This is a genomic window from Phytobacter sp. SCO41, assembly GCF_003073275.1.
GTDB lineage: Bacteria > Pseudomonadota > Gammaproteobacteria > Enterobacterales > Enterobacteriaceae > Phytobacter > Phytobacter diazotrophicus.
In genome coordinates this window covers 2,154,784-2,178,963 of record NZ_CP027225.1, presented here as the reverse complement: position 1 = coordinate 2,178,963, position 24,180 = coordinate 2,154,784, and the positions used below count along the sequence as shown (strand labels likewise).

Annotated in this window: 21 protein-coding genes and 1 pseudogene; 13 read left to right on the top strand and 9 right to left on the bottom strand. The window is 53.5% G+C overall.

Going from position 1 to position 24,180, the window contains the following annotated elements; translation table 11 throughout:
* The first annotated feature begins 54 nt into the window (after nucleotides 1-54).
* From phoP to C5523_RS10595, 3 genes are all read left to right on the top strand, one after another.
* Nucleotides 55-729 carry a two-component system response regulator PhoP gene (gene phoP, locus C5523_RS10605; protein WP_071195424.1) on the top strand — a complete coding sequence of 225 codons (675 nt, stop codon included), beginning with the start codon at nucleotides 55-57 and terminating at the stop codon, nucleotides 727-729.
* The gene (gene phoQ, locus C5523_RS10600; protein WP_041851693.1) at nucleotides 726-2,189 is read left to right on the top strand and encodes a two-component system sensor histidine kinase PhoQ; all 1,464 of its coding nucleotides are present in this window, start codon (nucleotides 726-728) and stop codon (nucleotides 2,187-2,189) included. The genes phoP and phoQ overlap by 4 nt, the downstream gene beginning before the upstream one ends.
* 90 nt (nucleotides 2,190-2,279) lie before the next feature.
* Nucleotides 2,280-3,401, top strand: a complete 1,122-nt coding sequence (locus C5523_RS10595; RefSeq protein ID WP_041851694.1) for a cupin domain-containing protein — start codon at nucleotides 2,280-2,282, stop codon at nucleotides 3,399-3,401.
* A gap of 67 nt (nucleotides 3,402-3,468) precedes the next feature.
* On the opposite strand, the gene pepT is transcribed toward C5523_RS10595, so the two are convergent.
* Nucleotides 3,469-4,695: a peptidase T gene (gene pepT / locus C5523_RS10590; protein ID WP_108701085.1), complete on the bottom strand. Its 1,227-nt coding sequence runs from the start codon at nucleotides 4,693-4,695 to the stop codon at nucleotides 3,469-3,471.
* A gap of 322 nt (nucleotides 4,696-5,017) precedes the next feature.
* Between pepT and potA the strand changes: the two are divergent.
* The 6 genes and pseudogenes from potA to C5523_RS10560 all read left to right on the top strand — a co-directional run.
* A pseudogene (gene potA, locus C5523_RS10585) lies at nucleotides 5,018-5,212 on the top strand (putrescine/spermidine ABC transporter ATP-binding protein); the annotation flags it as partial.
* On the top strand, nucleotides 5,196-6,053 hold the full coding sequence (gene potB, locus C5523_RS10580; RefSeq protein WP_108701084.1) for a spermidine/putrescine ABC transporter permease PotB: 858 nt from the start codon (nucleotides 5,196-5,198) through the stop codon (nucleotides 6,051-6,053). The pseudogene potA and the gene potB, both read left to right, overlap by 17 nt.
* Nucleotides 6,050-6,841 carry a spermidine/putrescine ABC transporter permease PotC gene (potC, locus tag C5523_RS10575; RefSeq protein WP_071195427.1) on the top strand — a complete coding sequence of 264 codons (792 nt, stop codon included), beginning with the start codon at nucleotides 6,050-6,052 and terminating at the stop codon, nucleotides 6,839-6,841. Before potB ends, potC begins: the two co-directional genes overlap by 4 nt.
* Nucleotides 6,842-6,857: 16 nt before the next feature.
* Nucleotides 6,858-7,904, top strand: coding sequence for a spermidine/putrescine ABC transporter substrate-binding protein PotD (potD, locus tag C5523_RS10570; RefSeq protein ID WP_108701083.1), 1,047 nt, complete (start codon nucleotides 6,858-6,860; stop codon nucleotides 7,902-7,904).
* Between the two features lie 63 nt (nucleotides 7,905-7,967).
* Nucleotides 7,968-8,429 carry a DUF3592 domain-containing protein gene (locus C5523_RS10565; protein WP_108701082.1) on the top strand — a complete coding sequence of 154 codons (462 nt, stop codon included), beginning with the start codon at nucleotides 7,968-7,970 and terminating at the stop codon, nucleotides 8,427-8,429.
* On the top strand, nucleotides 8,426-9,220 hold the full coding sequence (locus C5523_RS10560) for a YgcG family protein (protein WP_108701081.1): 795 nt from the start codon (nucleotides 8,426-8,428) through the stop codon (nucleotides 9,218-9,220). The genes C5523_RS10565 and C5523_RS10560 overlap by 4 nt, the downstream gene beginning before the upstream one ends.
* Before the next feature lie 109 nt (nucleotides 9,221-9,329).
* Here C5523_RS10560 and cobB read toward each other — a convergent pair whose 3' ends face one another.
* From cobB to lolC, 5 genes are read right to left on the bottom strand one after another with little or no spacing between them, the layout of a single operon-like run.
* A complete protein-coding gene (gene cobB, locus C5523_RS10555) occupies nucleotides 9,330-10,151 on the bottom strand; it encodes a Sir2 family NAD+-dependent deacetylase (RefSeq protein WP_041851702.1) in 822 nt (273 codons plus the stop codon).
* A 15-nt stretch (nucleotides 10,152-10,166) separates the two neighbouring features.
* A complete protein-coding gene (gene nagK / locus C5523_RS10550; protein WP_108701080.1) occupies nucleotides 10,167-11,078 on the bottom strand; it encodes an N-acetylglucosamine kinase in 912 nt (303 codons plus the stop codon).
* A gap of 22 nt (nucleotides 11,079-11,100) precedes the next feature.
* Nucleotides 11,101-12,345: a lipoprotein-releasing ABC transporter permease subunit LolE gene (lolE, locus tag C5523_RS10545; protein WP_108701079.1), complete on the bottom strand. Its 1,245-nt coding sequence runs from the start codon at nucleotides 12,343-12,345 to the stop codon at nucleotides 11,101-11,103.
* Entirely contained in the window at nucleotides 12,345-13,046 is a 702-nt protein-coding gene (gene lolD, locus C5523_RS10540) for a lipoprotein-releasing ABC transporter ATP-binding protein LolD (protein ID WP_041851705.1), read from the bottom strand. The genes lolE and lolD overlap by 1 nt, the downstream gene beginning before the upstream one ends.
* Entirely contained in the window at nucleotides 13,039-14,238 is a 1,200-nt protein-coding gene (lolC, locus tag C5523_RS10535; RefSeq protein WP_169039184.1) for a lipoprotein-releasing ABC transporter permease subunit LolC, read from the bottom strand. The genes lolD and lolC overlap by 8 nt, the downstream gene beginning before the upstream one ends.
* Before the next feature lie 289 nt (nucleotides 14,239-14,527).
* On the opposite strand from lolC, the gene C5523_RS10530 reads away from it, so the two are divergent.
* From C5523_RS10530 to C5523_RS10520, 3 genes are all read left to right on the top strand, one after another.
* On the top strand, nucleotides 14,528-15,601 hold the full coding sequence (locus C5523_RS10530; RefSeq protein WP_108701078.1) for an acyltransferase family protein: 1,074 nt from the start codon (nucleotides 14,528-14,530) through the stop codon (nucleotides 15,599-15,601).
* 114 nt (nucleotides 15,602-15,715) lie between these two features.
* The gene (gene mfd, locus C5523_RS10525) at nucleotides 15,716-19,162 is read left to right on the top strand and encodes a transcription-repair coupling factor (protein WP_079496447.1); all 3,447 of its coding nucleotides are present in this window, start codon (nucleotides 15,716-15,718) and stop codon (nucleotides 19,160-19,162) included.
* 150 nt (nucleotides 19,163-19,312) lie between these two features.
* Nucleotides 19,313-20,266 (top strand): L,D-transpeptidase family protein, encoded by a 954-nt coding sequence (locus C5523_RS10520; protein WP_108701077.1) that lies wholly within the window; start codon nucleotides 19,313-19,315, stop codon nucleotides 20,264-20,266.
* A gap of 70 nt (nucleotides 20,267-20,336) precedes the next feature.
* On the opposite strand, the gene bhsA is transcribed toward C5523_RS10520, so the two are convergent.
* Entirely contained in the window at nucleotides 20,337-20,594 is a 258-nt protein-coding gene (gene bhsA / locus C5523_RS10515; RefSeq protein WP_041851709.1) for a multiple stress resistance protein BhsA, read from the bottom strand.
* A gap of 244 nt (nucleotides 20,595-20,838) precedes the next feature.
* Here bhsA and C5523_RS10510 point away from each other — a divergent pair, with 244 nt between their 5' ends.
* The gene (locus C5523_RS10510) at nucleotides 20,839-21,471 is read left to right on the top strand and encodes a TetR/AcrR family transcriptional regulator (RefSeq protein ID WP_041851710.1); all 633 of its coding nucleotides are present in this window, start codon (nucleotides 20,839-20,841) and stop codon (nucleotides 21,469-21,471) included.
* A gap of 466 nt (nucleotides 21,472-21,937) precedes the next feature.
* Here C5523_RS10510 and C5523_RS10505 read toward each other — a convergent pair whose 3' ends face one another.
* Both C5523_RS10505 and C5523_RS10500 read right to left on the bottom strand, forming a co-directional pair.
* Nucleotides 21,938-22,477, bottom strand: coding sequence for a glycine zipper 2TM domain-containing protein (locus tag C5523_RS10505; RefSeq protein WP_108701076.1), 540 nt, complete (start codon nucleotides 22,475-22,477; stop codon nucleotides 21,938-21,940).
* 195 nt (nucleotides 22,478-22,672) lie between these two features.
* The gene (locus C5523_RS10500) at nucleotides 22,673-23,977 is read right to left on the bottom strand and encodes an NAD(P)/FAD-dependent oxidoreductase (RefSeq protein ID WP_041851712.1); all 1,305 of its coding nucleotides are present in this window, start codon (nucleotides 23,975-23,977) and stop codon (nucleotides 22,673-22,675) included.
* Nucleotides 23,978-24,180: the final 203 nt, after the last annotated feature.

Genomic DNA, 24,180 nt, shown 5'->3' with positions numbered 1-24,180 from the left:
CCCGAGAATCAGCGTTAAACTATTCGTATTGAAAATATAAGGAGAGTTAAGACGATGCGCGTACTCGTTGTGGAGGACAATGCCCTGTTGCGTCACCACTTAAAAGTTCAGCTTCAGGAACTGGGACATCAGGTCGATGCCGCGGAAGATGCAAAGGAAGCGGACTATTTTCTTAATGAACACGTGCCTGATATCGCCATTGTCGATCTCGGCCTGCCCGATGAAGACGGCTTATCGCTGATTCGCCGCTGGCGCAGCCATGAGGTCTCTCTACCTGTTTTGGTCCTGACCGCGCGTGAAGGCTGGCAGGATAAAGTCGAAGTACTGAGCGCAGGTGCCGATGATTACGTCACCAAACCTTTCCATATAGAAGAAGTTGTGGCGCGCATTCAGGCCCTGATGCGCCGTAACAGCGGTCTGGCCTCACAGGTTATCTCTATGCCGCCGTTTCAGGTGGACCTCTCGCGCCGCGAAATGTCGATCAACGGTGAAGTGGTTAAACTGACCGCGTTTGAATACACCATTATGGAAACCCTGATTCGCAACAGCGGCAAAGTGGTCAGCAAAGATTCGCTGATGCTCCAGCTCTATCCCGATGCCGAACTGCGCGAAAGCCACACCATTGATGTCCTTATGGGACGCTTGCGTAAGAAAATCCAGGCACTCTATCCCGCAGAGGTGATCACCACGGTACGTGGCCAGGGTTATCTCTTCGAACTGCCCAAATGAGACGTTTAATGCGGCATTTTCTGCCGCTCTCGCTACGGGTTCGTTTCCTTCTGGCGACCGCCGCCGTCGTGCTGGTGCTTTCTCTCGCCTATGGCATGGTTGCCCTGATAGGCTATAGCGTCAGTTTCGATAAGACCACGTTTCGCCTGCTGCGCGGTGAAAGTAACCTGTTCTATACCCTTGCCCGCTGGGAAAACAACACCCTGACTGTCGACCTGCCCAACAGCCTCAATTTACAAAGCCCGACTATCACGCTGATTTATGACAAAGACGGCAAACTTATCTGGGCGCAACGTGATATCCCGTGGCTGGCAAAACGTGTTGACCCCGCCTGGCTCCAGGCCGATGGATTCCATGAAATCGAAGCGGATGTGGACGACTCCAGCACACTGGTCGATAACGATGAGTCGGTGGTGGAGCAGTTCAACGCGATTCGGGAAGATGACAACACCTCGGAGATGACCCACTCGGTGGCGGTCAATCTCTATCCTGCCACGGCGCGGATGCCGCAGCTCACCATTGTCGTTATCGATACCGTGCCTATCGAACTCAAACGCTCCTGGATGGTATGGAGTTGGTTCATCTATGTCCTGGCGGCAAACCTGTTGCTGGTGATCCCACTGCTATGGATGGCAGCCTGGTGGAGCTTGCGCCCCATCGAAGAACTGGCGAAAGAGGTGCGCGAACTGGAAGAGCATCACCGCGAGAATCTGAACCCGGCCACCACTCGCGAGCTTACAAGCCTGGTGCGTAACCTCAACCGCCTGCTCAAAAGCGAGCGCGAGCGCTACGACAAATACCGGACCACCCTCACCGACCTGACACACAGCCTGAAAACCCCGCTGGCAGTGCTGCAAAGTACGCTGCGTTCGTTACGCAGTGAAAAGCTGAGCGTCAGCGACGCCGAACCGGTAATGCTGGAACAGATAAGCCGCATTTCTCAGCAGATTGGTTACTATCTGCATCGCGCCAGCATGCGTGGTGGCAGCGGGCTGCTCAGCCGTGAACTTCACCCGGTCGCCCCGCTTCTTGATAGCCTGACCTCGGCGCTAAACAAAGTGTATCAACGAAAAGGGGTGAATATCAGCCTCGATATCTCCCCGGAGATAAGCTTTGTCGGTGAGAAAAACGACTTTATGGAAGTGATTGGCAACCTCCTGGACAACGCCTGCAAATATTGCCTCGAATTTGTCGAAGTATCCGCAAGGCAGACCGACGAGAGCGTGCACATCATTATCGAAGATGATGGTCCTGGGATCCCGTTATCCAAACGTGAGGTGGTCTTTGATCGTGGTCAGCGCGCCGATACGCTACGTCCGGGCCAGGGGGTGGGGTTATCCGTCGCACGCGAAATCGTAGAACAATACGACGGGCAAATCCTGACCAGCGAAAGTTTACTCGGCGGGGCCAAAATGGAGGCCATCTTTGGCCGCCAGCAGCCGATAAGCGGCGATAATTAACGCATTCAGTCAAAATAACACGGCCTGTCCCACGCAGGCCGTCCACCATCCGTTATACTCCGACTCAAACTAACGTTTGGGGAAACAAACATGGACTATAACATCAACCTTAACTGGCCGGATTTTATCGAGCGCTACTGGCAAAAACGCCCGGTGGTACTGAAACGCGGCTTTGCACAATTTATCGATCCCATTTCCCCTGACGAACTGGCCGGTCTGGCCATGGAAGATGAAGTCGACAGCCGCCTGGTAAGCCATCTTGATGGCAAATGGCAGGTCAGCCACGGGCCTTTCGAAAGTTATGACCATCTGGGTGAAAGCAACTGGTCGCTGCTGGTGCAGGCGGTGAACAACTGGCATGAACCGACCGCGGCGCTGATGCGTCCTTTCCGCGCCCTGCCCGACTGGCGCACCGACGATGTGATGATTTCGTTTTCCGTGCCCGGCGGTGGCGTTGGCCCGCATCTCGATCAGTATGATGTCTTTATCATTCAGGGTACCGGCCGCCGCCGCTGGCGTGTTGGTGAAAAGACGCCAATGAAGCAGCACTGCCCGCACCCGGACCTGTTACAGGTAGATCCCTTCGAAGCCATTATTGATGAAGAGATGGAGCCGGGCGATATTCTCTATATTCCGCCAGGATTCCCGCACGAAGGCTATTCGCTGGAAAACTCGATGAACTACTCCGTTGGCTACCGAGCCCCCAGCGGACGAGAATTAATCAGCGGTTTTGCCGATTATGTGTTGCAGCGCGAACTGGGCAGCCAGCGTTATACCGACCCGGATGTGCCGTCACGTGAACACCCGGCGGATGTGCTACCGCAAGAGCTGGACGGCCTGCGCCAGATGATGCTCGATCTGATCAATCAGCCAGAGCATTTCAATGAGTGGATCGGTGAGTTTATTACCCAGTCGCGTCATGAACTGGATGTCACGCCACCGGAGCCGCCCTACCAGCCTGATGAGATTTACGATGCCCTGAAACAGGGGGACAAGCTGGTGCGTTTAGGTGGTCTGCGTGTATTGCGTATCGCGGGCGAAGTGTTCGTTAACGGCGAGCGGATTAACTCCCCGCACCGCCCGGCACTCGACGCCCTGGCAAATCACATTGTTCTGAATGATAGCGCCTTTGGCGATGCGCTCGAAGACCCGTCCTTCCTCGCGATGCTTGCCGCGCTGGTCAACAGCGGATACTGGTTCTTTGAAGACTAAGCCATAAAAAAGCCGGGCAACATCACGTTTGCCCGGCCTGTCTGTCTCGTTCTTTAGAGAATTGCTTTTATTCCTGTTTCGCTGTCAGCTCGGCGATACGCACGATTACCTGTACCGCTTTTTCCATCCCTTCAAGCGTCACGAACTCATGTTTGCCGTGGTAGTTATAACCGCCGGTGAACAGGTTAGGACAGGGCAGCCCCATAAATGATAGCTGCGCGCCATCGGTACCGCCGCGAATCGCTTTCATCTGCGGTTCGATATCACAATCGCGCATGGCCTGACAGGCAATATCGATAATATGCGGATGATCGACTATCTTCTCGCGCATATTGTAATAACTGTCTTCAATCACCAGCTCGATGTAGCAGTCCGGATGCAGACCTTTCCCGACTTTTTTGGCGATTTCCATTATTTTGCGCTTACGCGCTTCAAATGCTTTGCGGTCAAAATCGCGAACGATGTAATGCATCTCCGCACGTTCAACGGTGCCTTTGATGCTGGTAAGATGGTAAAAACCTTCATAACCTTCGGTATTTTCCGGGCTCTCGTCGGCTGGCACCAGCGCATGAATGCGACTTGCCAGTGACAGCGCGTTCACCATCACCCCTTTCGCGGTTCCCGGATGGACGTTATTCCCTACGATTTTGATGGTGACCGAGGCGGCATTGAAGTTTTCGAACTCCAGTTCCCCCACCCCGCCACCGTCGACGGTGTATGCCCATTTCGCGCCAAACGCCTCGACGTCAAAATGTTTCGCCCCTTTACCAACCTCTTCGTCCGGGGTGAAAGCCACATGAATATCACCATGCGGGATTTTTTTCTGTTTCAGCGCCGCCATCGCAGTCATGATTTCCGCCACGCCGGCTTTGTCATCGGCACCCAGCAGGGTTTTACCGTCAGTGGTGATGAGCGTCTGCCCCAACAACTGGTGCAACACCGGGAACATAACGGGTGAGAGGATTTCATCACCGATACCCAGCGCGATATCACCGCCACGGTAGTTTTCGAGGATTTGCGGATTCACATTTTTACCGCTGCAATCCGGGGAAGTATCAACATGCGAGATAAAACCGATAGCAGGTACCGGCTTGTCAACAGTAGAGGGCAGCGTAGCCATCACTGTACCTTTCTCGCTCAGTGTGACGTTTTCCAGCCCCATCTCTTCAAGCTGCTGCTGGAGTAAGCGCAAGAGCTTCCATTGCCCGTCGGTACTCGGTACCTGACGGACACCCGGCTTCGACTGAGTATCCAGCGCAACATACTGCAAAAAACGCTCTAATAATTTATCCATACAGCCACCCTCGCTAAACGTGACAACATTATCAATAAGCCGGAAAAGACAAATATTGCGTCAGGTCACTTTTATCCCGCAAACGAGAATATTTTCATTTTTGTTTTGTTCACTTAAACGTAGCTGACAAAATTCACTTTTGGCCGCGTAAATGGATCAATGATTGGCGATTTCAGTGCTTTGCCGTAGAATGCCAGCCCTTCATCAATGTGTCAGACCCTAAGGTGGTTAATCACAAACCCCGCATCCGGAGCGTTATCCGATGCGTTGACAAGGGACAGAGTAAAAAATTGAATACACAACCGCGTTCGCCCACTCCGCTGGTGCAGTGCGTGAGCGTAATTATAAAGGGATGACGCTGGAGTCAGTAGTCGAACTGGAGAACGGCAAAATGGTGCTGGTCAGCGAGTTCTTCAACGAAGACGACCCCGATTTTGACCACTCTTTGAACCAAAAAATGGCGATAAATTGGGTGGAAAGCTGGGAGGTCGTACTGGCTGATGAAGAGCACAAGTAAATTCCAGAATGGGGTGATTGCCACTGTCGTCGGTTGGCTTGTGCTGTTTGTCTTTCTCCCCAACCTGATGATTATTGCGACCAGCTTTTTGACCCGTGACGATGCCCACTTCGTGGCGATGGCCTTCTCGCTGGATAGCTATGCCCGTCTGCTGGATCCGCTCTATTTTGACGTGCTGCTGCACTCGCTGAATATGGCGGTAATCGCCACACTTGCCTGCCTGATGCTGGGGTATCCCTTCGCCTGGTTCCTGGCAAAGCTACCCACAAAAGTGCGTCCGCTATTGCTGTTTTTGCTGATTGTTCCGTTCTGGACCAATTCGCTGATTCGCATCTATGGCCTGAAAATATTCCTCAGCACCAAAGGGTATCTGAATACATTTTTACTCTGGCTGGGGGTCATTGATGAACCGATCCGCGTGATGTTCACCCCGGCGGCGGTCATTATCGGGCTGGTCTATATCCTGCTGCCATTTATGGTCATGCCGCTTTACTCCAGTATCGAAAAACTCGATAAACCTTTGCTGGAAGCGGCGAGAGATTTGGGCGCCAGTAAATTACAGACGTTTTTGCGCATTATTATCCCGCTGACCATGCCGGGCATTATCGCGGGCTGCCTGCTGGTATTGCTGCCCGCGATGGGATTGTTTTACGTCTCAGATCTGATGGGGGGCGCAAAAAACCTGCTGATTGGCAACGTGATTAAAAGTCAGTTCCTCAACATTCGCGACTGGCCTTTTGGCGCGGCCACCAGCATCACGCTCACTATCGTGATGGGTCTACTTTTACTGGTTTACTGGCGCGCCTCGCGTCTGCTGGACAAGAAGGTGGAACTGCAATGATCGGTCGACTGCTGCGCGGCGGTTTTATGACCGCCATTTACGCCTACCTCTATATTCCCATTATCATTCTGATTGTGAACTCGTTTAACAGCTCACGGTTTGGGATTAACTGGCAAGGTTTTACCACCGACTGGTACAGTCTGCTGCTGAACAACGACAGTCTGTTGCAGGCAGCACAGCACTCGCTCACGATGGCGGTCTTCTCCGCCACGTTCGCCACGCTTATCGGTTCGCTGACCGCGGTGGCGCTGTACCGCTATCGCTTTCGCGGCAAACCCTTTGTCAGCGGCATGCTGTTCGTCGTGATGATGTCGCCGGATATCGTCATGGCTATCTCATTGCTGGTGCTGTTTATGCTGCTGGGCGTTCAGCTTGGATTCTGGTCGCTGCTGTTCTCGCATATTACGTTCTGCCTGCCCTTCGTAGTTGTGACGGTTTATTCGCGCCTGAAGGGTTTTGATGTGCGGATGCTGGAAGCGGCAAAAGATCTGGGTGCCAGCGAGCTCGTGATCCTGCGCAAAATTATCCTGCCGCTGGCGATGCCTGCCGTGGCGGCCGGATGGCTGCTGAGCTTTACCCTGTCGATGGATGATGTGGTGGTCTCGTCCTTCGTTACCGGACCGGGCTATGAAATTCTGCCGTTGAAAATCTATTCCATGGTGAAAGTCGGCGTCTCACCCGAGGTGAACGCGCTGGCAACCATCCTGCTCGTTCTGTCGCTGGTGATGGTGTTCGCAAGCCAGTTTGTTGCACGTGATAAAACCAAAAGCCTGGCGCGCCAGGCATAACCTCAGGGGACGTTAAATGAAAAAATGGTCACGCCACCTGCTTGCTGCGGGTGCTCTGGCACTGGGCATAAACGCCGCTCATGCGGATGACAGCAAGACGCTCTATTTCTACAACTGGACAGAATATGTGCCGCCAGGCCTGCTGGAACAGTTCACCAAAGAGACGGGCATTAAGGTTATCTATTCGACATATGAATCGAATGAAACCATGTATGCCAAGCTCAAAACCTATAAAGATGGTGCATACGACCTGGTGGTGCCCTCCACTTATTTTGTCGACAAAATGCGTAAAGAGGGCATGATCCAAAAGATCGATAAAACGCAGCTAACCAACTTCCATAACCTCGATCCGGAGATGCTGAACAAGCCGTTTGACCCGAATAACGACTACTCCATTCCGTATATCTGGGGTGCGACAGCCATAGGTATCAACAGCGAAGCGATTGACCCTAAGACCGTGACCCGTTGGGCAGACTTATGGAAGCCTGAGTATAAAGGCAGCCTGCTGCTAACGGATGATGCGCGCGAAGTCTTCCAGGTAGCGCTGCGTAAACTGGGGCTTTCCGGTAATACCACAGATCCGAAAGAGATTGAAGCGGCCTACAAAGAGCTGCAAAAATTGATGCCTAACGTGGCGGCGTTCAACTCCGATAACCCGGCGAACCCGTATATGGAAGGAGAAGTGAATCTCGGGATGGTGTGGAACGGTTCCGCGTATGTCGCCCGTCAGGCGGGCACGCCGTTGCAGGTAATTTGGCCGAAGGAAGGCGGTATCTTCTGGATGGACAGCCTTGCTATCCCTGCCAATGCCAAAAACAAAGCGGGCGCGCTTAAGCTTATCAACTTCCTGCTACGCCCGGAAATTGCAAAGCAGGTGGCGGAAACCATTGGCTATCCGACACCAAACCTCGCGGCCCGTAAACTGCTGAGCCCGAAAGTGGCAAATGATAAATCACTCTATCCGGATGCAGAGACCATCAACAAAGGCGAGTGGCAAAACGATGTCGGCAGCGCCAGCGCTATTTACGAAGAGTATTATCAGAAGCTGAAAGCAGGACGTTAAGTTTTGCATCCGGGCCGGGCGCGGATGCCCGGCCTCTTTTGCGCAGACAAAGGAAGGGTACGCATGCAGCAGGACGCGAAGGTTTTTCGCCGCATTTTTACCGCGCTGGGCGCCATACTGCTGCTCATCGCCGCAGCTATTGTTTACTCACAGTTTCGTGACGCCCGCGACGCCGTACATACTGATGGCCTGATCGTCGATACTGTCTGGCGCAACAACCACCCGCGTAGCGTCGGCAACAGCGGCGCCTGGTTCCCGGTGGTGGCTTTTCGCCCTACCCCGCAATATACCCTGGTTTTTGAATCCTCCATTGGCAGCGTTTTTTATGAACATAGCGAAGGCGATGCGGTTGGGGTGGCCTTCCCGCCGGGTCAGCCACATAAGGCGGAGATTAACAGCCTGTGGGTTAACGCCTTTGCCTGGGGGCTGTTTGCCATCGGCGGGGTTGTTTTCATCGCCGTCGCGCTGTTCTTAAGTGATTCCCCGCGCAAAGAGCGTCGGGCGAAACGGAGGGGGCGCAAATGAAAAGGCTTTTAATTCTGCTCACGCTGCTCCTGCCGCTGGCGGCGCTCAGCGCCGCGCCGGTGCCAATAATGCGAACCCTTTTTACCGATGTCACCGGTACGGTGCCCGGCGCGGAGATGCTTACCCACAAAGCAGAACTGTTCCGCCAGCGCACCGGGATAGCACTCTATATTCTGGTGGTTCCCGCTATGAATGAGGCAAGCCTGCTGCGTGACGGCAAAAGAATGCTGGCGCGGGCAACGGCAAACCAGCCCGAGATGACGGGGAGCGTAATGATTGTGATTACCACCCAAAAGCCGCAGGTGCTGCTGGTCGGCAGCTATCAGACGGCGCAGCAACTGCCGGACCATATATTACGCTTGATGGTCGAGAACCAGACGCTGGCGTACTTTCATCGCGGCCTGATGTTCCAGGGGGTCAACACCGCGCTGGATGTGCTGGAAGCGGCGCTGACAAACCAGCCGACGCCGCCGCTGAGATGGTATCCGCCGCCGGAACAGAACGGGCCGGACAGCGTTGCCGGCAACAGCTTTGGTTTTATGGCCTGGGCCTGCGCCTGGATAGCCTTTATGATGCTTTTTAACTACACCAGCCGTTTTCGCTACGCGATGAAGTTCACCCTGGCAATGACCATCGGCAATATCGGCTGGCAGGCGTTTTGCCTGTGGTTGGCTAACCGGGCACTGTCGGTTGCGAATATCTCCCTGGGGTGGGCGCTGATGATAGGCGTGGCAACGTTTTTCGCGGTATGGCTATGGACAAGGAAACGGCATAGCGCAGATAACCCCTAGCGCTCCCGGCCTCCGGGTGCGGCGCTGTCTTATCCGTGGGCTACGAAACGGCCCGGGCAAGCGTGAGCGCACCCGGGAAAACGCCCTCATTTTTTGAGAGAGTCAGGCCTTACAGCCCTTTCAGCAGCTTCTCAACATATTCCGGCACCACTTCGCTGGCGAGGCCATAATGCTTCTCTTCAAACTCGCTGCCCACCTGGCTTGGTTCAAGATTTAACTCAACGGTATGCGCGCCGTGCAGTTTGGCCTCATGGACAAAACCAGCCGCTGGATAGACATGGCCGGAGGTACCAATAGCGATAAACACATCGGCCATTGCGAGCGCATGATAAATCTCATCCATCCCCAGCGGCATCTCACCAAACCAGACCACATGGGGGCGTAGCGGCGCGGGAAACTGGCAGCAATGGCATTTGTCTTCCGGGGTCACGTCCTGCGTCCACGTCAGCACCTGCCCGCTCTGCGAACAGCGCACTTTCAGCAATTCACCGTGCATATGGATGATATGGTGGTTTCCGGCGCGTTCGTGCAGGTTGTCTATATTCTGCGTCACCAGTAAAAAGCGATCGCCGAGGATATCTTCCAGCTTCGCCAGCGCCAGATGTGCCGGGTTGGGCGCAATCTCCGGTAACTGGAGCTGCTGGCGACGCGCATTATAGAAAGACTGCACCAGTTGTGGGTTGCGGGCAAAACCTTCTGGCGTCGCCACATCTTCCACATGGTGTTCTTCCCACAAACCGTCCGCGGCGCGGAAGGTGCGAATGCCTGATTCTGCGGAGATACCCGCCCCCGTTAGTACCACTACTCTCGGTTTTTCCATCACTTCCGGCACCACCTGGTCTCTGAAAAAGATCCGCTGGCGTAAACGCTCACGCAAACGGCGTTTGTTACGGCGAAAACAGCTGAGACGATGTGACCGACGAGACTGCATATCATCCTCTCAGGATTAATCAGTAAGATGAAGGAAAGCGGCGCCACGCATGCCGCCTGCATCGCCGTGGCGAGCACGTTCAATGCGGGGTATCCGGGCTACCGGTAACAAGTGTGGCGGTAAACGCGCCGCCAGTAAGGACGTCAGGGCAGAGAAATTCGATAAGCCGCCACCGATAACCAGTAAATCAGGATCCACTATCGTCAGGATATTCCCAAGACACACCGCCAGCAAATCAGCATAGCGTCCAACATGGGCTTTCGCCTGCGCGTCGCCCTGCTCCCAACGCGCGATGATTTCCGGGGAGGACAATGATTGATGGTAGTAATGTTGGTACAGCCAGGCAAAGCCGCGCCCGGACAGATAATTTTCGATACAGCCCAGTTTGCCACAGCCACAGCGCGTCAGCGGAAAATCAAAGCCCATTAGCGCCATCGCATCAACTGGCAGGCGAATATGACCAAACTCACCGGTAATATAGCTGCGGCCCTTAAGCGTCTGGCCGTTGGCGACAATGCCACCGCCAACGCCAGTGCCCAGGATAAGGCCCATTACAATCGGGTATTGGCGAAATTCATCATCCCAGGCTTCGGAAAGGGCAAAACAGTTGGCGTCATTATCAAGGCGGACATCACGCGCGAGCCTTACGCTCAAATCTTTGCGCAGCGGTCGACCGCTGGCGGCTGGCACATTGGCGGCATAGAGGGTGCCATCGGCGGTTTCCGGCATACCCGGAATACCAATGCCGACACTGCCCTGGCCACCGAAGCGCGCATCGGCTTCGGCTACCAGTTGAGCAATTGTCGTTAAAAAAGTCTCGTAACTGTCTTTCGGTGTGGCGACGCGCTTTTCCCATTGCAAACGTCGGGTATCATCGAATACCCCCAGCGCTATCTTGCTTCCGCCGATATCAAATCCGTAATACATCGCCTCTCCTTTGTGCTTCTTATTATTGTCCGCTCAATACCCTCGCCGGATCGATATTGCTTGCCCGGCGCGCCGGATACCAGCTTGCCAACAGACTCAGCACCAGAGCGGTGACCAGCACATACACCACATCCAGTGCGTGCAGCTCCGACGGTAGAAAATCAATAAAGTAGATATCGCCGGATAAAAATTGGTGACCAAACATCTTCTCAATCACGCGGATGATCGCGGTCAGTTGCAGTGATGCTACCACGCCGATCACCGCACCGATCACACTGCCCAGCAGGCCTGCCAGCAGTCCGTACCAGACGAAGATAGCCCTGATCAGGCCATCTTTTGCCCCTAATGTACGTAGCACGGCGATATCACTGCTCTTATCTTTTACCGCCATCACCAGCGTGGAGACAATATTAAAACAGGCGACACCGATCACCAGCACCATCGCCAGATACATAATGGCGCGGATCATCTGAATATCGCGATACATATAACCGTATTTACCGATCCAGCTTTTAATATAGACATAGCTGTTGGTGACTTCACCGGCGTTACGCACCAGCGTGTTCGCGTTAAAGACGTCCTTCACCTTGATAGCAATGCCCGTAACGCTGCTGCCCATATCCAGATACTGCTGCGCGTCTTCCATGGGGATCATCGCAAACGCATGGTCGAGTTGCCCGCTCAATTGCAATACACCAGTGACATGCAGTCTGACGCGTTTTGGCTGTAGCAGTTTGTGGTCGGTGTCGGAATTAGGGATCATTATCGATACCCAATCGCCCTGTTTCACGTTCAGCGCATCGGCGACACCCTTACCAAGGATAATCTGCTGCTCACCGGGTTTAAAATTGCGCCAGGCATCGGCCTGCACAAAATTCGGTAATGCGCTCAGACGGGACTCCTGCTCAGGGTTTACCCCTTTCACCTGAATCGCTCGCAAATTGGTGCCGCTCTCCACAAGCCCGGTGAAATTAATATAAGGTGCCGCGGCGACAATGCCCGGCACTTTTTCCACTTTTGCCAGCGCGTCGTTCCAGTTATTCCACGGCTGATTCACCGGCTCGATTTCGCCATGGGGCACCACCGCCAGAATACGATTATTGAGCTCGCGTTCGAAGCCGTTCATTGCGCTGAGCCCGACGATCAACACCGCAACGCCAAGCGAAATCCCCACGGTGGAGATGACGGAAATCAGCGATACCATGCCGCTGCGGCGGCGACCACGGCTAAAACGCAGGCCAATCAGTAATGACAGGGGAGACGCCATCACTCAGCCCCCATCAGGGTCATTTCAGTGCTCAGGCGGCCATCGCGCATCTCCAACTGGCGGCTCATTCGTTTCGCCAGTTGCAGATCATGTGTGACCACCAGGAACGCGGTGCCCTGCGACGCATTCAGTTCCCCCAACAACTGGAAGATACTGTCCGCATTACGAGCATCCAGGTTGCCGGTCGGTTCGTCCGCCAGCACCAGACGTGGGTTATTGACCAGCGCACGAGCAATCGCCACGCGCTGACGCTCACCGCCAGACAGCTCTGAGGGGCGATGGCTGGCGCGATGCTCAAGCCCAACCGCTCGCAGCATTTCCCGCGCCCGGACATCAATTTCTGCCGCTTTATGCTTACCAATCAGCAGCGGCATCGCGACGTTTTCCAGCGCGGTAAAATCGGGCAGCAGGTGGTGAAACTGATAGATAAAGCCCAGTTCGCGGTTGCGTAGCTCCGCTTTCGCCGCAGAGGAGAGTTTGCTCAGTTGTTGGTTATCGAAGGTCACTTCGCCGGAGGTGGGCGTGTCCAGCCCGCCTAACAGATGCAGGAGCGTACTTTTTCCGGAACCGGAGCTGCCGACAATCGCCATCAGCTCACCTTCACCCACGCTAAAGCTTACATCGTGCAACACATCGGTTTGCACTTTCCCTTCCTGATAGCGTTTGCACAGGTGGTCGCATTGCAACAGGATCTTATTCATAACGTAAAGCCTCAGCGGGTTGGGTGGCGGCAGCGCGCCAGGAAGGATAAAGCGTAGACAGCAACGCGATGGCCATGGCCACCAGCGCAATAACAACTACCTGTAACGGTTCGATGGCTACCGGCAGCGCAGCGCCATCAAGAAACGCACCGATGACCGGCATCAGATTATTCAACTGGCTGGCCAGCAGTGCGCCAAGCCCGGCCCCCAGCAGCGCACCAATGATGCCCGCGCTGGCGCCCTGCACCATAAAGACCGCCATGATCTGGCGCGGGGTCAGCCCCTGAGTTTGCAGGATCGCCACCTCGCCCTGTTTTTCCATCACCATCAGGCCAAGGGAGGTAATGATATTAAAGGCCGCCACCGCAATAATCAGGCTTAACAGCAGCCCCATCATGTTTTTCTCCATACGTACGGCCTGGAATAACTCGCCTTTCCGCTCGCGCCAGTCTTGCCATTTGGTTCCTTGCGGCAGCGTTTGCTGGCTCAGAACATCAACCTGCAACGGTGCATCCAGCCATAAACGCCAGCCGGTAATATTGCCTGCGGGGTAACGCATCAGACGGGACGCATCCTGAATATTGACCAGCATCTGATAGTCATCGACTTCACTGCTTGCGGCAAAGGTCCCGACAACGGTAAACAGACGCTGGCTGGGTAAACGCCCCATCGGGGTGAACTGGCTGGCGGACGGCACCATGACGCGAATCTGATCACCACGATTGACGCCTAATTGCCCGGCCAGCCCTTCACCGAGGATCACGTTGTACTGCCCGGCTTCCAGCGAAGATTGCTGCACGTTGACCAGGTACGGAGTCAGCGGATCTTTTTGCGACGGATCGATACCCAACATGACACCCACGGCCACGCTGCGCGCACTTTGCAGAACAACATCACCGGTACTCAGCGGCGCAATGCGATTGACACCCTGCAATTTGAGCCCATTGGCCGGCAATTGTTCAGGATTGATAGAGCCGTTTTGCGCGGTGATGACGGCCTGCGGCATCAGCCCCAGGATGTTGTTTTGCAGTTCGCGCTCAAAGCCATTCATGACCGACAGCACGGTCACCAGCGCCATTACGCCAAGCGTAATGCCAATGGTCGACAGCCAGGAAACGAAACGACCGAAGCGGTCGGCTGCGCGCCCACGCATATAGCGCAGGCCGATAAAGAGAGTGACAGGCTGGTACATGAAATCCGTCTGGTTGCTGTTAGCAGACTCCGAAGTATATAAGCGAAAGCGTAGAGCGTAAATGAGTGAAACGGTAAGCGGACATCTCAGAGGGCAGGAAAAAATCCGATAAATCAAATTGCTAGTTGCGCGACTTTTACGCATTTCGCCTCCCGTAGAGAGATCCTTTTTCCACGCGCCCTCTGATATTTATCCGAAAAAGGAGGAAATACAGACTGTTTACCGTTACACCCCACGGCGACGCCATCAGGATAAACGCCGAATTTTGTAATAGAAACGGCGAAAGACGATGAAAAAAAAGACTCTATGGATTAATCAAATCAAGGGATTATGTATCTGCCTGGTGGTCATCTATCACTCAGTCATTACGTTTTACCCGCACCTCACCACATTTGGTCACGCGTGGTCGGAAACGCTCGCAAAATGCTGGATCTACTTTAATCTTTACCTTGCCCCCTTCCGCATGCCCGTGTTCTTTTTTCTCTCTGGCTACCTGATTCGACGCTACATTGATGAGGTGCCATGGAAGGAGGCGATCGACAAGCGTATCTGGAGTATCTTTTATGTGCTTGTCATCTGGGGTGTGCTGCAGTGGCTGGCGCTCAGCCATATTAATGACTGGCTGGCACCCACGCGCGATTTAAGCAATGCGTCCAACGCTGCCTATGCGGATACACCCTCAGACTTTATCCAGGGAATGCTCACCGCCAGTACCAGCCTGTGGTATCTCTACGCGCTGGTTGTCTATTTTATTCTGTGTAAATTGTTGAGCCGCTGGTCGCTTGCAGCACTGGTCGCCATGACACTGCTGAGCGTGGCGATTAACTTTTTGCCCTCGCCCTGGTGGGGTATGAATAGCGTAATGCGCAACATGATCTACTACAGCCTGGGGGCATGGTTTGGCGGCGCTATTATGGATGCGATTAAACGCCTCTCTTTTCGCCGCTACGCCATCATGCTGGCGGTGACGTTACTTGCTGCGGTGGCGCTATGGTTTTTAAATGTGCCCTTACCCTTGAGCTTGCTGTCGATCGTGCTGATTTTGCGGTTGTTCCGCGCGCTGGAAGAGCGCGTTGGCTCACGCGAAAACGCACTGCTGAATATCGTGGGCAGCAATACGCTTGCCATCTACACCACGCATCGCATTCTGATTGAAGCGCTCAGCCTTGCGTTGTTGGCCCCGATGAATGCCGGGCGCTGGTCGCCTGCTTTCGAGCTCACCATCGTCTTGCTCTATCCGTTCTGTAGCCTCGCTATCTGTACGCTGGTTGGCTTGTGTATACGGAAAATCTCTTCGGCAATCTTTGCCGATCTGCTTTTCACCCCGCCAGCCAGGCTGGCCTCACCTCTGCAGGCACGATAAGCGCATGTGTTGAGGTTGGCGAATAGTGCACAATCGCGGATAATAAAGGGATTGCGTATCAGTGATATGCCCCCATAACAAGGGGCATATCCATAAGAGACCCAGACCCTATCTATGCCTGAACAATACCGTTATTCTCTGCCCGCCAAAGCTGGCGAGCAGCGCCAGCTTGGCGAACTGACTGGCGCAGCCTGCGCCACCGAAGTCGCGGAAATCATTGAGCGCCATAAAGGTCCGGTGGTATTGATTGCGCCGGATATGCAAAATGCCCTGCGTCTGCATGACGAAATTACCCAGTTTACCGACAACCTGGTGATGAATCTTGCTGACTGGGAGACACTGCCGTATGACAGTTTCTCGCCGCATCAGGAAATTATCTCCTCCCGTCTCTCCACGCTCTACCAGTTGCCCTCTATGCAGCGTGGTGTGCTGATTGTAGCGGTGAATACCTTGATGCAGCGCGTCTGCCCGCATAGCTATTTGCACGGCCACGCGTTGGTCATGAAAAAAGGTCAGCGTCTGTCCCGTGACGCGCTGCGCGCGCAACTGGACAGCGCTGGGTATCGCCACGTCGATCAGGTTATGGAACACGGCGAGTACGCGACTCGCGGGGCGCTACTGGATCTCTTCCCGATGGGCAGCGCACAGCCTTATCGCCTTGATTTCTTTGATGATGAAATTGACAGTCTTCGCCTGTTCGATGCGGACAGCCAGCGTACGCTGGAAGAGGTCGAAGCCATCAATTTACTGCCTGCTCACGAATTCCCGACGGATAAGACCGCCATCGAACTGTTTCGCAGCCAGTGGCGAGATAAGTTCGACGTCAAGCGCGATGCCGAACATATCTACCAACAGGTGAGCAAAGGCACTTTGCCAACCGGCATTGAATACTGGCAGCCACTGTTTTTCAGTGAGCCTTTGCCGTCGTTGTTTAGCTATTTGCCGGACAATACGCTACTGGTAAACACGGGGGATCTTGAAAACAGCGCTGAGCGCTTTAGCCAGGAGACCCAGGCGCGCTTCGAAAACCGCGGCGTGGACCCCATGCGCCCTTTGCTGGCGCCGGAATTACTGTGGCTGCGGGTTGATGAACTGTTCAGCGAACTCAAGCGCTGGCCGCGCGTGCAGCTCAAAACCGAAAGCCTGGCAGACAAAACCGCCAATGTGAACCTCGGTTACCGGACGTTGCCGGATCTGGCCGTTCAGGCACAGCAAAAGTCGCCGCTGGATAATTTACGCAAATTCCTCGAATCCTTTACCGGTCCGGTCGTCTTTTCGGTTGAGAGCGAGGGGCGTCGCGAAGCGCTGGGAGAACTCCTCTCACGCATCAAAGTGGCGCCGAAGCGCATTACCCGGCTGGATGACGCGCAAGATACAGGGCGCTATCTGATCATTGGCTCCGCAGAACATGGCTTTATCGACACGCTACGTAACCGGGCGCTGATTTGCGAAAGCGATCTGCTGGGCGAGCGCGTTGCCCGCCGTCGCCAGGATACACGCCGCACGATTAACCCCGATACGCTGATCCGCAACCTCGCTGAACTGCACCCTGGCCAGCCGGTGGTGCATCTGGAACATGGGGTTGGACGCTATGCGGGAATGACCACGCTTGAAGCGGGCGGCATAAAAGGCGAATACCTGATGCTGACCTATGCCGGGGATGCCAAACTGTACGTGCCGGTCTCGTCGTTGCATCTGATTAGCCGCTATGCCGGGGGTGCCGAGGAGAACGCGCCGCTGCATAAACTGGGCGGCGATGCATGGGCCCGCGCGCGGCAGAAAGCGGCAGAAAAAGTCCGGGATGTGGCGGCGGAATTGCTGGATATCTATGCCCAACGCGCCGCGAAGTCCGGCTTTGCATTTAAACACGATCGCGAACAATATCAGCTTTTCTGCGACAGCTTCCCGTTTGAAACCACGCCAGACCAGGCGCAAGCCATTAACGCGGTGTTAAGTGACATGTGCCAGCCACTGGCCATGGACCGCCTGGTGTGTGGCGATGTCGGCTTCGGTAAAACCGAAGTGGCAATGCGTGCCGCCTTCCTCGCCGTCGAAAACAACAAGCAGGTGGCGGTGTTGGTGCCAACCACCCTGCTCGCCCAGCAGCATTTCGACAACTTCCGCGATCGCTTCGCCAACTGGCCGGTGCGGGTGGAGATGCTCTCACGTTTTCGTAGCGCGAAAGAACAGACACAAGTGCTGGAGCAGGCGGCTGAGGGCAAGATTGATATTCTTATCGGCACCCATAAGCTGCTGCAAAACGATGTGAAGTGGAAAGATCTGGGACTGCTGATCGTCGATGAAGAACACCGCTTCGGCGTGCGTCATAAAGAGCGGATTAAAGCGATGCGGGCTGACGTAGATATCCTCACGCTAACCGCAACACCCATTCCGCGTACACTCAATATGGCCATGAGCGGTATGCGCGATCTGTCGATCATCGCCACCCCGCCTGCGCGCCGCCTGGCAGTGAAAACCTTCGTTCGCGAATACGACAGTCTGGTAGTGCGCGAGGCAATACTGCGTGAAGTCCTGCGTGGTGGGCAGGTCTACTACCTTTATAACGATGTCGAAAATATTCAGAAAGCCGCCGACAGACTGGCGGAACTGGTTCCGGAAGCGCGCATCGCCATCGGACACGGGCAGATGCGTGAGCGCGAACTGGAACGGGTAATGAATGATTTCCACCACCAGCGTTTTAATGTGCTGGTGTGTACCACGATAATCGAGACCGGGATCGACATTCCTACCGCGAATACAATCATTATTGAACGTGCCGATCACTTTGGCCTGGCGCAGCTCCACCAGTTACGTGGCCGCGTGGGACGTTCGCACCATCAGGCCTATGCCTGGCTGCTGACGCCGCATCCGAAAGCGATGACCACCGATGCGCAAAAGCGTCTCGAAGCGATTGCCTCGCTGGAAGATTTAGGGGCGGGTTTCGCGCTGGCGACCCACGATCTGGAAATCCGTGGGGCTGGCGAACTGCTGGGCGAAGATCAGAGCGGTTCAATGGAGACCATCGGCTTTTCACTGTACATGGAGCTGCTGGAAAATGCGGTCGATGCGCTCAAAGCCGGGCGAGAGCCATCGCTCGAAGATCTCACCAGCCAGCAAACAGAAGTCGAACTGCGCATGCCTTCCCTGCTGCCGGATGATTTTATTCCCGACGTTAATACTCGTCTCTCTTTCTACAAGCGCATTGCCAGTGCGAAGAGTGAAAATGAGCTCGATGAGATTAAAGTGGAACTGATCGACCGTTTTGGTCTGCTGCCTGACGCCGCGCGAAACCTGCTTGATATTGCGCGGCTGCGTCAACAGGCCCAGAAATTGGGGATTCGTAAGCTCGAAGGGAATGAAAAAGGCGGCACGATTGAGTTCAATGAAAAAAACCATGTCAATCCCGCATGGCTTATCGGCCTGCTGCAAAAGCAGCCTAAACATTTCCGCCTCGATGGCCCGACACGCCTGAAGTTCTTCCAGGAGCTGACGGAACGCAAAACCCGCATGGAGTGGGTACGCAACTTCATGCAGCAGCTTGAAGAAAACGCGATGGCATAGTGTTCCGCGGGCCAGTTATCACCACTGGCCCGTTTTTTTGAAATATTTACAAACATTTTGCACTCTTCCAGGACTTCCCGACATTCCTTCCCACCATAATTTCATTACCTGTGTCTGCAAATAACCTTATCAATTACATGGATTATGGTAATGATTAATAATTCCCGTTTTGTCCTCTGGGCGGTTTTTCTCGCCGCCACGCTCGTTTTACCCGCGAAGGCGAATACCTGGCCTTTACCCCCCACCGGTAGCCGGGTGGTCGGGGAAAACCGGTATCACGTGGTAGAAAATGATGGCGGTTCGCTGGAGGCGATTGCCAAAAAGTACAATGTCGGTTTCCTGGCCCTGTTGCAGGCGAACCCCGGCGTCGATCCGTATGTTCCTCGCGCAGGTAATGTACTGACTATCCCGTTACAAACACTGTTACCCGACGTGCCGCGAGAAGGTATCGTCATCAATCTGGCCGAGCTACGTCTCTATTATTATCCGCCGGGTAAAAACGAAGTGATCGTCTACCCTATCGGAATAGGGCAACTGGGTGGAGATACCTTAACGCCTACCATGGTGACAACCGTTTCTGATAAACGGGCTAATCCTACCTGGACACCAACGGCCAACATTCGCGCACGTTATAAAGCCCAGGGAATAGATTTACCGGCAGTCGTTCCGGCCGGGCCGGAAAACCCGATGGGCCACCATGCCATTCGCCTTGCTGCGTACGGTGGTGTCTACCTCATTCATGGGACCAACGCTGATTTTGGCATTGGCATGCGCGTCAGCTCCGGATGTATTCGTCTGCGCGATAACGACATCGCCACATTGTTTAGCGTTATCAAACCCGGTACGCGCGTGAATATTATCAACACGCCGATAAAAGCCTCGGTTGAACCTGACGGCACACGCCTGGTGGAAGTGCATCAACCGCTGTCAAAATCCATCGACGACGACCCGAAGACATTGCCGATTGTGCTTAATGCCACTATGCAGACTTTCAAAGATTCGCCACAAAGCGCAAGCGATGTGTTTGAACGCGCAATGGAAGTGCGCTCTGGCATGCCGGTGGATGTCACTCTCCATGACAGCGTGCTACAACAATCCCTTTAATTTCCGTAGAGCAAAAAAAAGCCTCGCAATTACGAGGCCTTTTTTATGAGGGTTAATTCAGTGGCTTAACTTATTTGTACAGTACTGCGGTGCCGTGCAGAGTATCGGAACCGGTCACAGAGGTGATACGGAAAGATTTTGCACCCATCTCATCGGCTTTTTGTGCCAGTTGATCTTCAACAGAAGAGAGGTTAGCACCCGCAGAAGCACCAATAACAGCGACTTCCTGTTGGCCTGCCGGTGCGTTTTGAACTTCAACGGCAGCGAAGCTTGCAAAAGAGAGTGAGCTCAGTACGGCAGCGGCGATCAGAGTTTTAACGTTTTTCATGATTTTGTTCCTGTAGCAGATGAAAGTAGCGTCGCAAGCATTTACTTAACGATCGATAGACAAATCATAATTGTGATCTACATCACTCGTCAATGCATTTTAATAACGAACGTTAATTAAATCAACAAATCCATATTTATCATATAGATAGAATTTATTAATTTGTGCTATTTTGCCTCTGGTGTCTGACAGCATTTATTTTTATAATGATTGTTCAACAAACCAACAAAGGTTGAACGGCACTATGACCAGTGAAGTCACTTGTATGAAAAAAAGCCGTGGCCGACCGAAAGTGTTCGACAGGGAAGTGGCGCTTGATAAGGCCATGGCATTATTCTGGCAGCATGGCTACGAAGCCACGTCATTATCAGATCTCGTAGAGGCAACGGGCGCGAAAGCACCGACGCTGTATGCGGAATTTACGAATAAAGAAGGCCTGTTCCGCGCAGTGCTGGATCGCTACATCTCGCTTTTTGCAGCAAAACATGAAGCCCAGTTGTTATGCGACGATAAACCGCTGGGGCAGGCGTTAAAAGATTACTTCACGGCGGTGGCACACTGCTTTACCAGCACTGAAACCCCGGCGGGCTGTTTTCTGATCAACACCTCCGCGACGCTGGCCGCCTCTTCGCAGGCAATTGCGCAGACCATTAAGTCACGCCATGCGCAGCAAGAACAACTGTTGCTCAAGTTTTTGCTACAACGTCAGCAACGGGGGGAAATCCCCGCTCACGCAGACGTTCAGGAACTGGCGCAGTTTTTAAGCTGTGTGCTGCAGGGCATGTCTATCAGCGCCCGTGAAGGAGCAAGTTGTGAGAAATTGCTGCAAATTTCCGCGACGACTCTGCGTTTATGGCCCCAGTTGACCACATCCTGATTTGTCCTCCTTAGCAATAATTATCGTTTTCACCTATTATATTAATAGGTGAAAACAGCATGTCGTTTTTGCCGCTTTGCTAATATTAAACAGGAATTATTTCGCTGCTAACCATTAGTCGTAAAAGAACCATAAACGTCAGGATGACGACATAAGCGAATTTATTGTTCTAACCCTACGCTATCTTATTGTATATACGGAATTTATGTACTTTGGCTGACTATTCACATTCAGAAGGAAAATGGAAATGATTTTGCTATTACCATTACTTAAAGTGCTAATAGTAATAACATTGTTATTCGGGCTCTGGGTTGTATGTGGTGGTTCGGTTTTATTCGCGTTCATCTCTGTGGTCATTACCGGCTTTCTGCTCTATCGCCAGCACGACCTTATCTGAATCTTCGGCCTGTAAAAAAGGCTCCTCAGCCTGAGCAATTGAGGAGCCAATGGGTACAGTACTGCTATTTTAGGCTTTGTTATTCAAAATAAGCTGACCGTTGTCATCCAGTGGGATCTGGGTTCCAGGGTCTTTATCCATGCGGATCTTCCCTTGCTGGTCGCCAATTTTGTAAGTGACGTCATACCCCAGCATTTTTTCCGATTTGTCATACACCGTTTTACAACGTTGCTCAGTGGTGGTGTATGTATCTCTTGCCTGCATTTCGCCCTGGACCTGGTTCCCGGCGTAGCCACCGCCCAGCGCGCCGACGACCGTGGCGACATCGCGACCACGACCCCCGCCGAACTGATGACCGATAACCCCACCGGCAACAGCACCCAGTACAGAACCGGTCAGACGATTTTCATCCTGCACCGGACGACGATGCGTCATCGTGACATTACGACACTCCTGACGCGGTGTTTTGATGGATTCTTTGATTGGCGTGGCGGAAACCACCTGCGCATACTGCGGCCCGCGATTGAAGACATTCATACTTGCAACCGCTGCGACACCCAGAGCAGCGGCCACGCCAATACCGATACCCGATAACATTGATTTATTCACAGGATTTCCTCCCTGGTTTGCTATTCGTAACAATTTTGCAACTTGGGAGTGTACGAAGCCAATCGGAATGAGAGGAAAAAAGGAGAGATTAGGGAGAATCCAGCATGATTCGGAGTTATCCGAGCATATACTGACTGTATGACAGAAGGATGTACTGCTCCCCTGCAACGCTATGCAGGAGAGCAGTCAGGCAAATTAATGCAATTTCAGGCGGGGACGGATCACACGGTTAATGCTGCCGACCAGCATCATTAACCCCGTCTTGAAGTAACCATGCAGCGCAATCTGATGCATGCGGTACAGTGAGATATAAACAAAGCGTGCAATACGCCCTTCAATCATCATGGACCCACGCATCAGGTTACCCATCAGGCTCCCCACGGTAGAGAAGTTGGAAAGTGAAACCAACGATCCGTGATCTTTATAGACATAGGACTTCGTCGGTTTACCTTTCATTTGCGCCAGGATGTTGTGCAGCGCGAGGCTGGCCATCTGGTGTGCAGCCTGAGCGCGCGGTGGCACAAAGCCCCCTTCCGGACGCGCGCATGAAGCACAGTCGCCAATGGCATAAATGTCCGCATCACGGGTAGTTTGCAGTGTCGGCTCAACGACTAACTGGTTAATACGGTTCGTTTCCAGGCCGCCTATCTCTTTCATAAAGTCCGGCGCTTTGATACCCGCCGCCCAAACCATCAGGTCGGCTTTGATGTATTCACCGTCTTTAGTATGAAGACCGCCTTCATCGGCGCTGGTAACCATAGTTTTAGTCAGAACACGCACGCCCATTTTGGTCAGCTCATTGTGCGCAGCTCCGGAAATACGCGGCGGCAACGCAGGCAAAATACGCTCACCCGCTTCCACCAGCGTCACGTTCAGCGCTTCATTGGTCAGACCTTTATAGCCATAGCTATGTAACTGTTTTACCGCGTTATGTAATTCGGCAGAGAGCTCTACTCCCGTTGCACCACCACCGACGATAGCGATGTTCACTTTGCCGTTTGCCCCGAGGCTGGCAGAGTATTTCAGGAACAGGTTCAGCATCTCCTGGTGGAAACGGCGCGCCTGATGCGGGTTATCGAGGAAAATGCAGTGCTCTTTCACGCCAGGGGTGTTGAAGTCATTCGAAGTGCTGCCTAACGCCATTACCAGCGTGTCGTACGCCAGCTTACGTTCAGGCACCAGCAGTTCGCCTTTCTCGTCACGCAACTCTGCCAGAGTGATGGTCTTCGCTTCGCGATTGATATCAACCACCGAGCCCAACTGGAACTGGAAATGGTGATTACGCGCATGCGCCAGGTAGCTCAGCGCATCAACGCCTTCATCCAGCGACCCTGTTGCCACTTCGTGCAACAGCGGTTTCCACAGGTGGCTGTGGTTGCGATCCACCAGCGTAACCTTCGCTTTTTTACCGCGGCCCAATTTTTTACCCAACTGTGTCGCCAGTTCAAGCCCGCCAGCACCACCGCCAACAATCACAATTTTCTTCAATGGTGTAGTCAACGTGACCCCCTCAAAATTATTAACCAATTGTTAATTAAAGGTTATAAATATAACTCTTAATTAACAACAAGTTACATCATGAAAACCAAATGATGTCAGTGAGAATAGCATGAACGGTGCATTGGTCATACCAAAATTGATATGCATCAAGTTTTGATGCCTAAAAGATGAACAAGTGTAGTTGCTATGAAACAAACTGGGCG

What these genes read in the sequence shown, in the direction of transcription:
- phoP (WP_071195424.1), top strand. Translation starts at nt 55, where the DNA reads ATGCGCGTACTCGTTGTGGAGGACAATGCCCTGTTGCGTCACCACTTA.
- phoQ (WP_041851693.1), top strand. Translation starts at nt 726, where the DNA reads ATGAGACGTTTAATGCGGCATTTTCTGCCGCTCTCGCTACGGGTTCGT.
- C5523_RS10595 (WP_041851694.1), top strand. Translation starts at nt 2,280, where the DNA reads ATGGACTATAACATCAACCTTAACTGGCCGGATTTTATCGAGCGCTAC.
- pepT (WP_108701085.1), bottom strand. Translation starts at nt 4,695, where the DNA reads ATGGATAAATTATTAGAGCGTTTTTTGCAGTATGTTGCGCTGGATACT.
- potB (WP_108701084.1), top strand. Translation starts at nt 5,196, where the DNA reads ATGAAGAGCACAAGTAAATTCCAGAATGGGGTGATTGCCACTGTCGTC.
- potC (WP_071195427.1), top strand. Translation starts at nt 6,050, where the DNA reads ATGATCGGTCGACTGCTGCGCGGCGGTTTTATGACCGCCATTTACGCC.
- potD (WP_108701083.1), top strand. Translation starts at nt 6,858, where the DNA reads ATGAAAAAATGGTCACGCCACCTGCTTGCTGCGGGTGCTCTGGCACTG.
- C5523_RS10565 (WP_108701082.1), top strand. Translation starts at nt 7,968, where the DNA reads ATGCAGCAGGACGCGAAGGTTTTTCGCCGCATTTTTACCGCGCTGGGC.
- C5523_RS10560 (WP_108701081.1), top strand. Translation starts at nt 8,426, where the DNA reads ATGAAAAGGCTTTTAATTCTGCTCACGCTGCTCCTGCCGCTGGCGGCG.
- cobB (WP_041851702.1), bottom strand. Translation starts at nt 10,151, where the DNA reads ATGCAGTCTCGTCGGTCACATCGTCTCAGCTGTTTTCGCCGTAACAAA.
- nagK (WP_108701080.1), bottom strand. Translation starts at nt 11,078, where the DNA reads ATGTATTACGGATTTGATATCGGCGGAAGCAAGATAGCGCTGGGGGTA.
- lolE (WP_108701079.1), bottom strand. Translation starts at nt 12,345, where the DNA reads ATGGCGTCTCCCCTGTCATTACTGATTGGCCTGCGTTTTAGCCGTGGT.
- lolD (WP_041851705.1), bottom strand. Translation starts at nt 13,046, where the DNA reads ATGAATAAGATCCTGTTGCAATGCGACCACCTGTGCAAACGCTATCAG.
- lolC (WP_169039184.1), bottom strand. Translation starts at nt 14,238, where the DNA reads ATGTACCAGCCTGTCACTCTCTTTATCGGCCTGCGCTATATGCGTGGG.
- C5523_RS10530 (WP_108701078.1), top strand. Translation starts at nt 14,528, where the DNA reads ATGAAAAAAAAGACTCTATGGATTAATCAAATCAAGGGATTATGTATC.
- mfd (WP_079496447.1), top strand. Translation starts at nt 15,716, where the DNA reads ATGCCTGAACAATACCGTTATTCTCTGCCCGCCAAAGCTGGCGAGCAG.
- C5523_RS10520 (WP_108701077.1), top strand. Translation starts at nt 19,313, where the DNA reads ATGATTAATAATTCCCGTTTTGTCCTCTGGGCGGTTTTTCTCGCCGCC.
- bhsA (WP_041851709.1), bottom strand. Translation starts at nt 20,594, where the DNA reads ATGAAAAACGTTAAAACTCTGATCGCCGCTGCCGTACTGAGCTCACTC.
- C5523_RS10510 (WP_041851710.1), top strand. Translation starts at nt 20,839, where the DNA reads ATGACCAGTGAAGTCACTTGTATGAAAAAAAGCCGTGGCCGACCGAAA.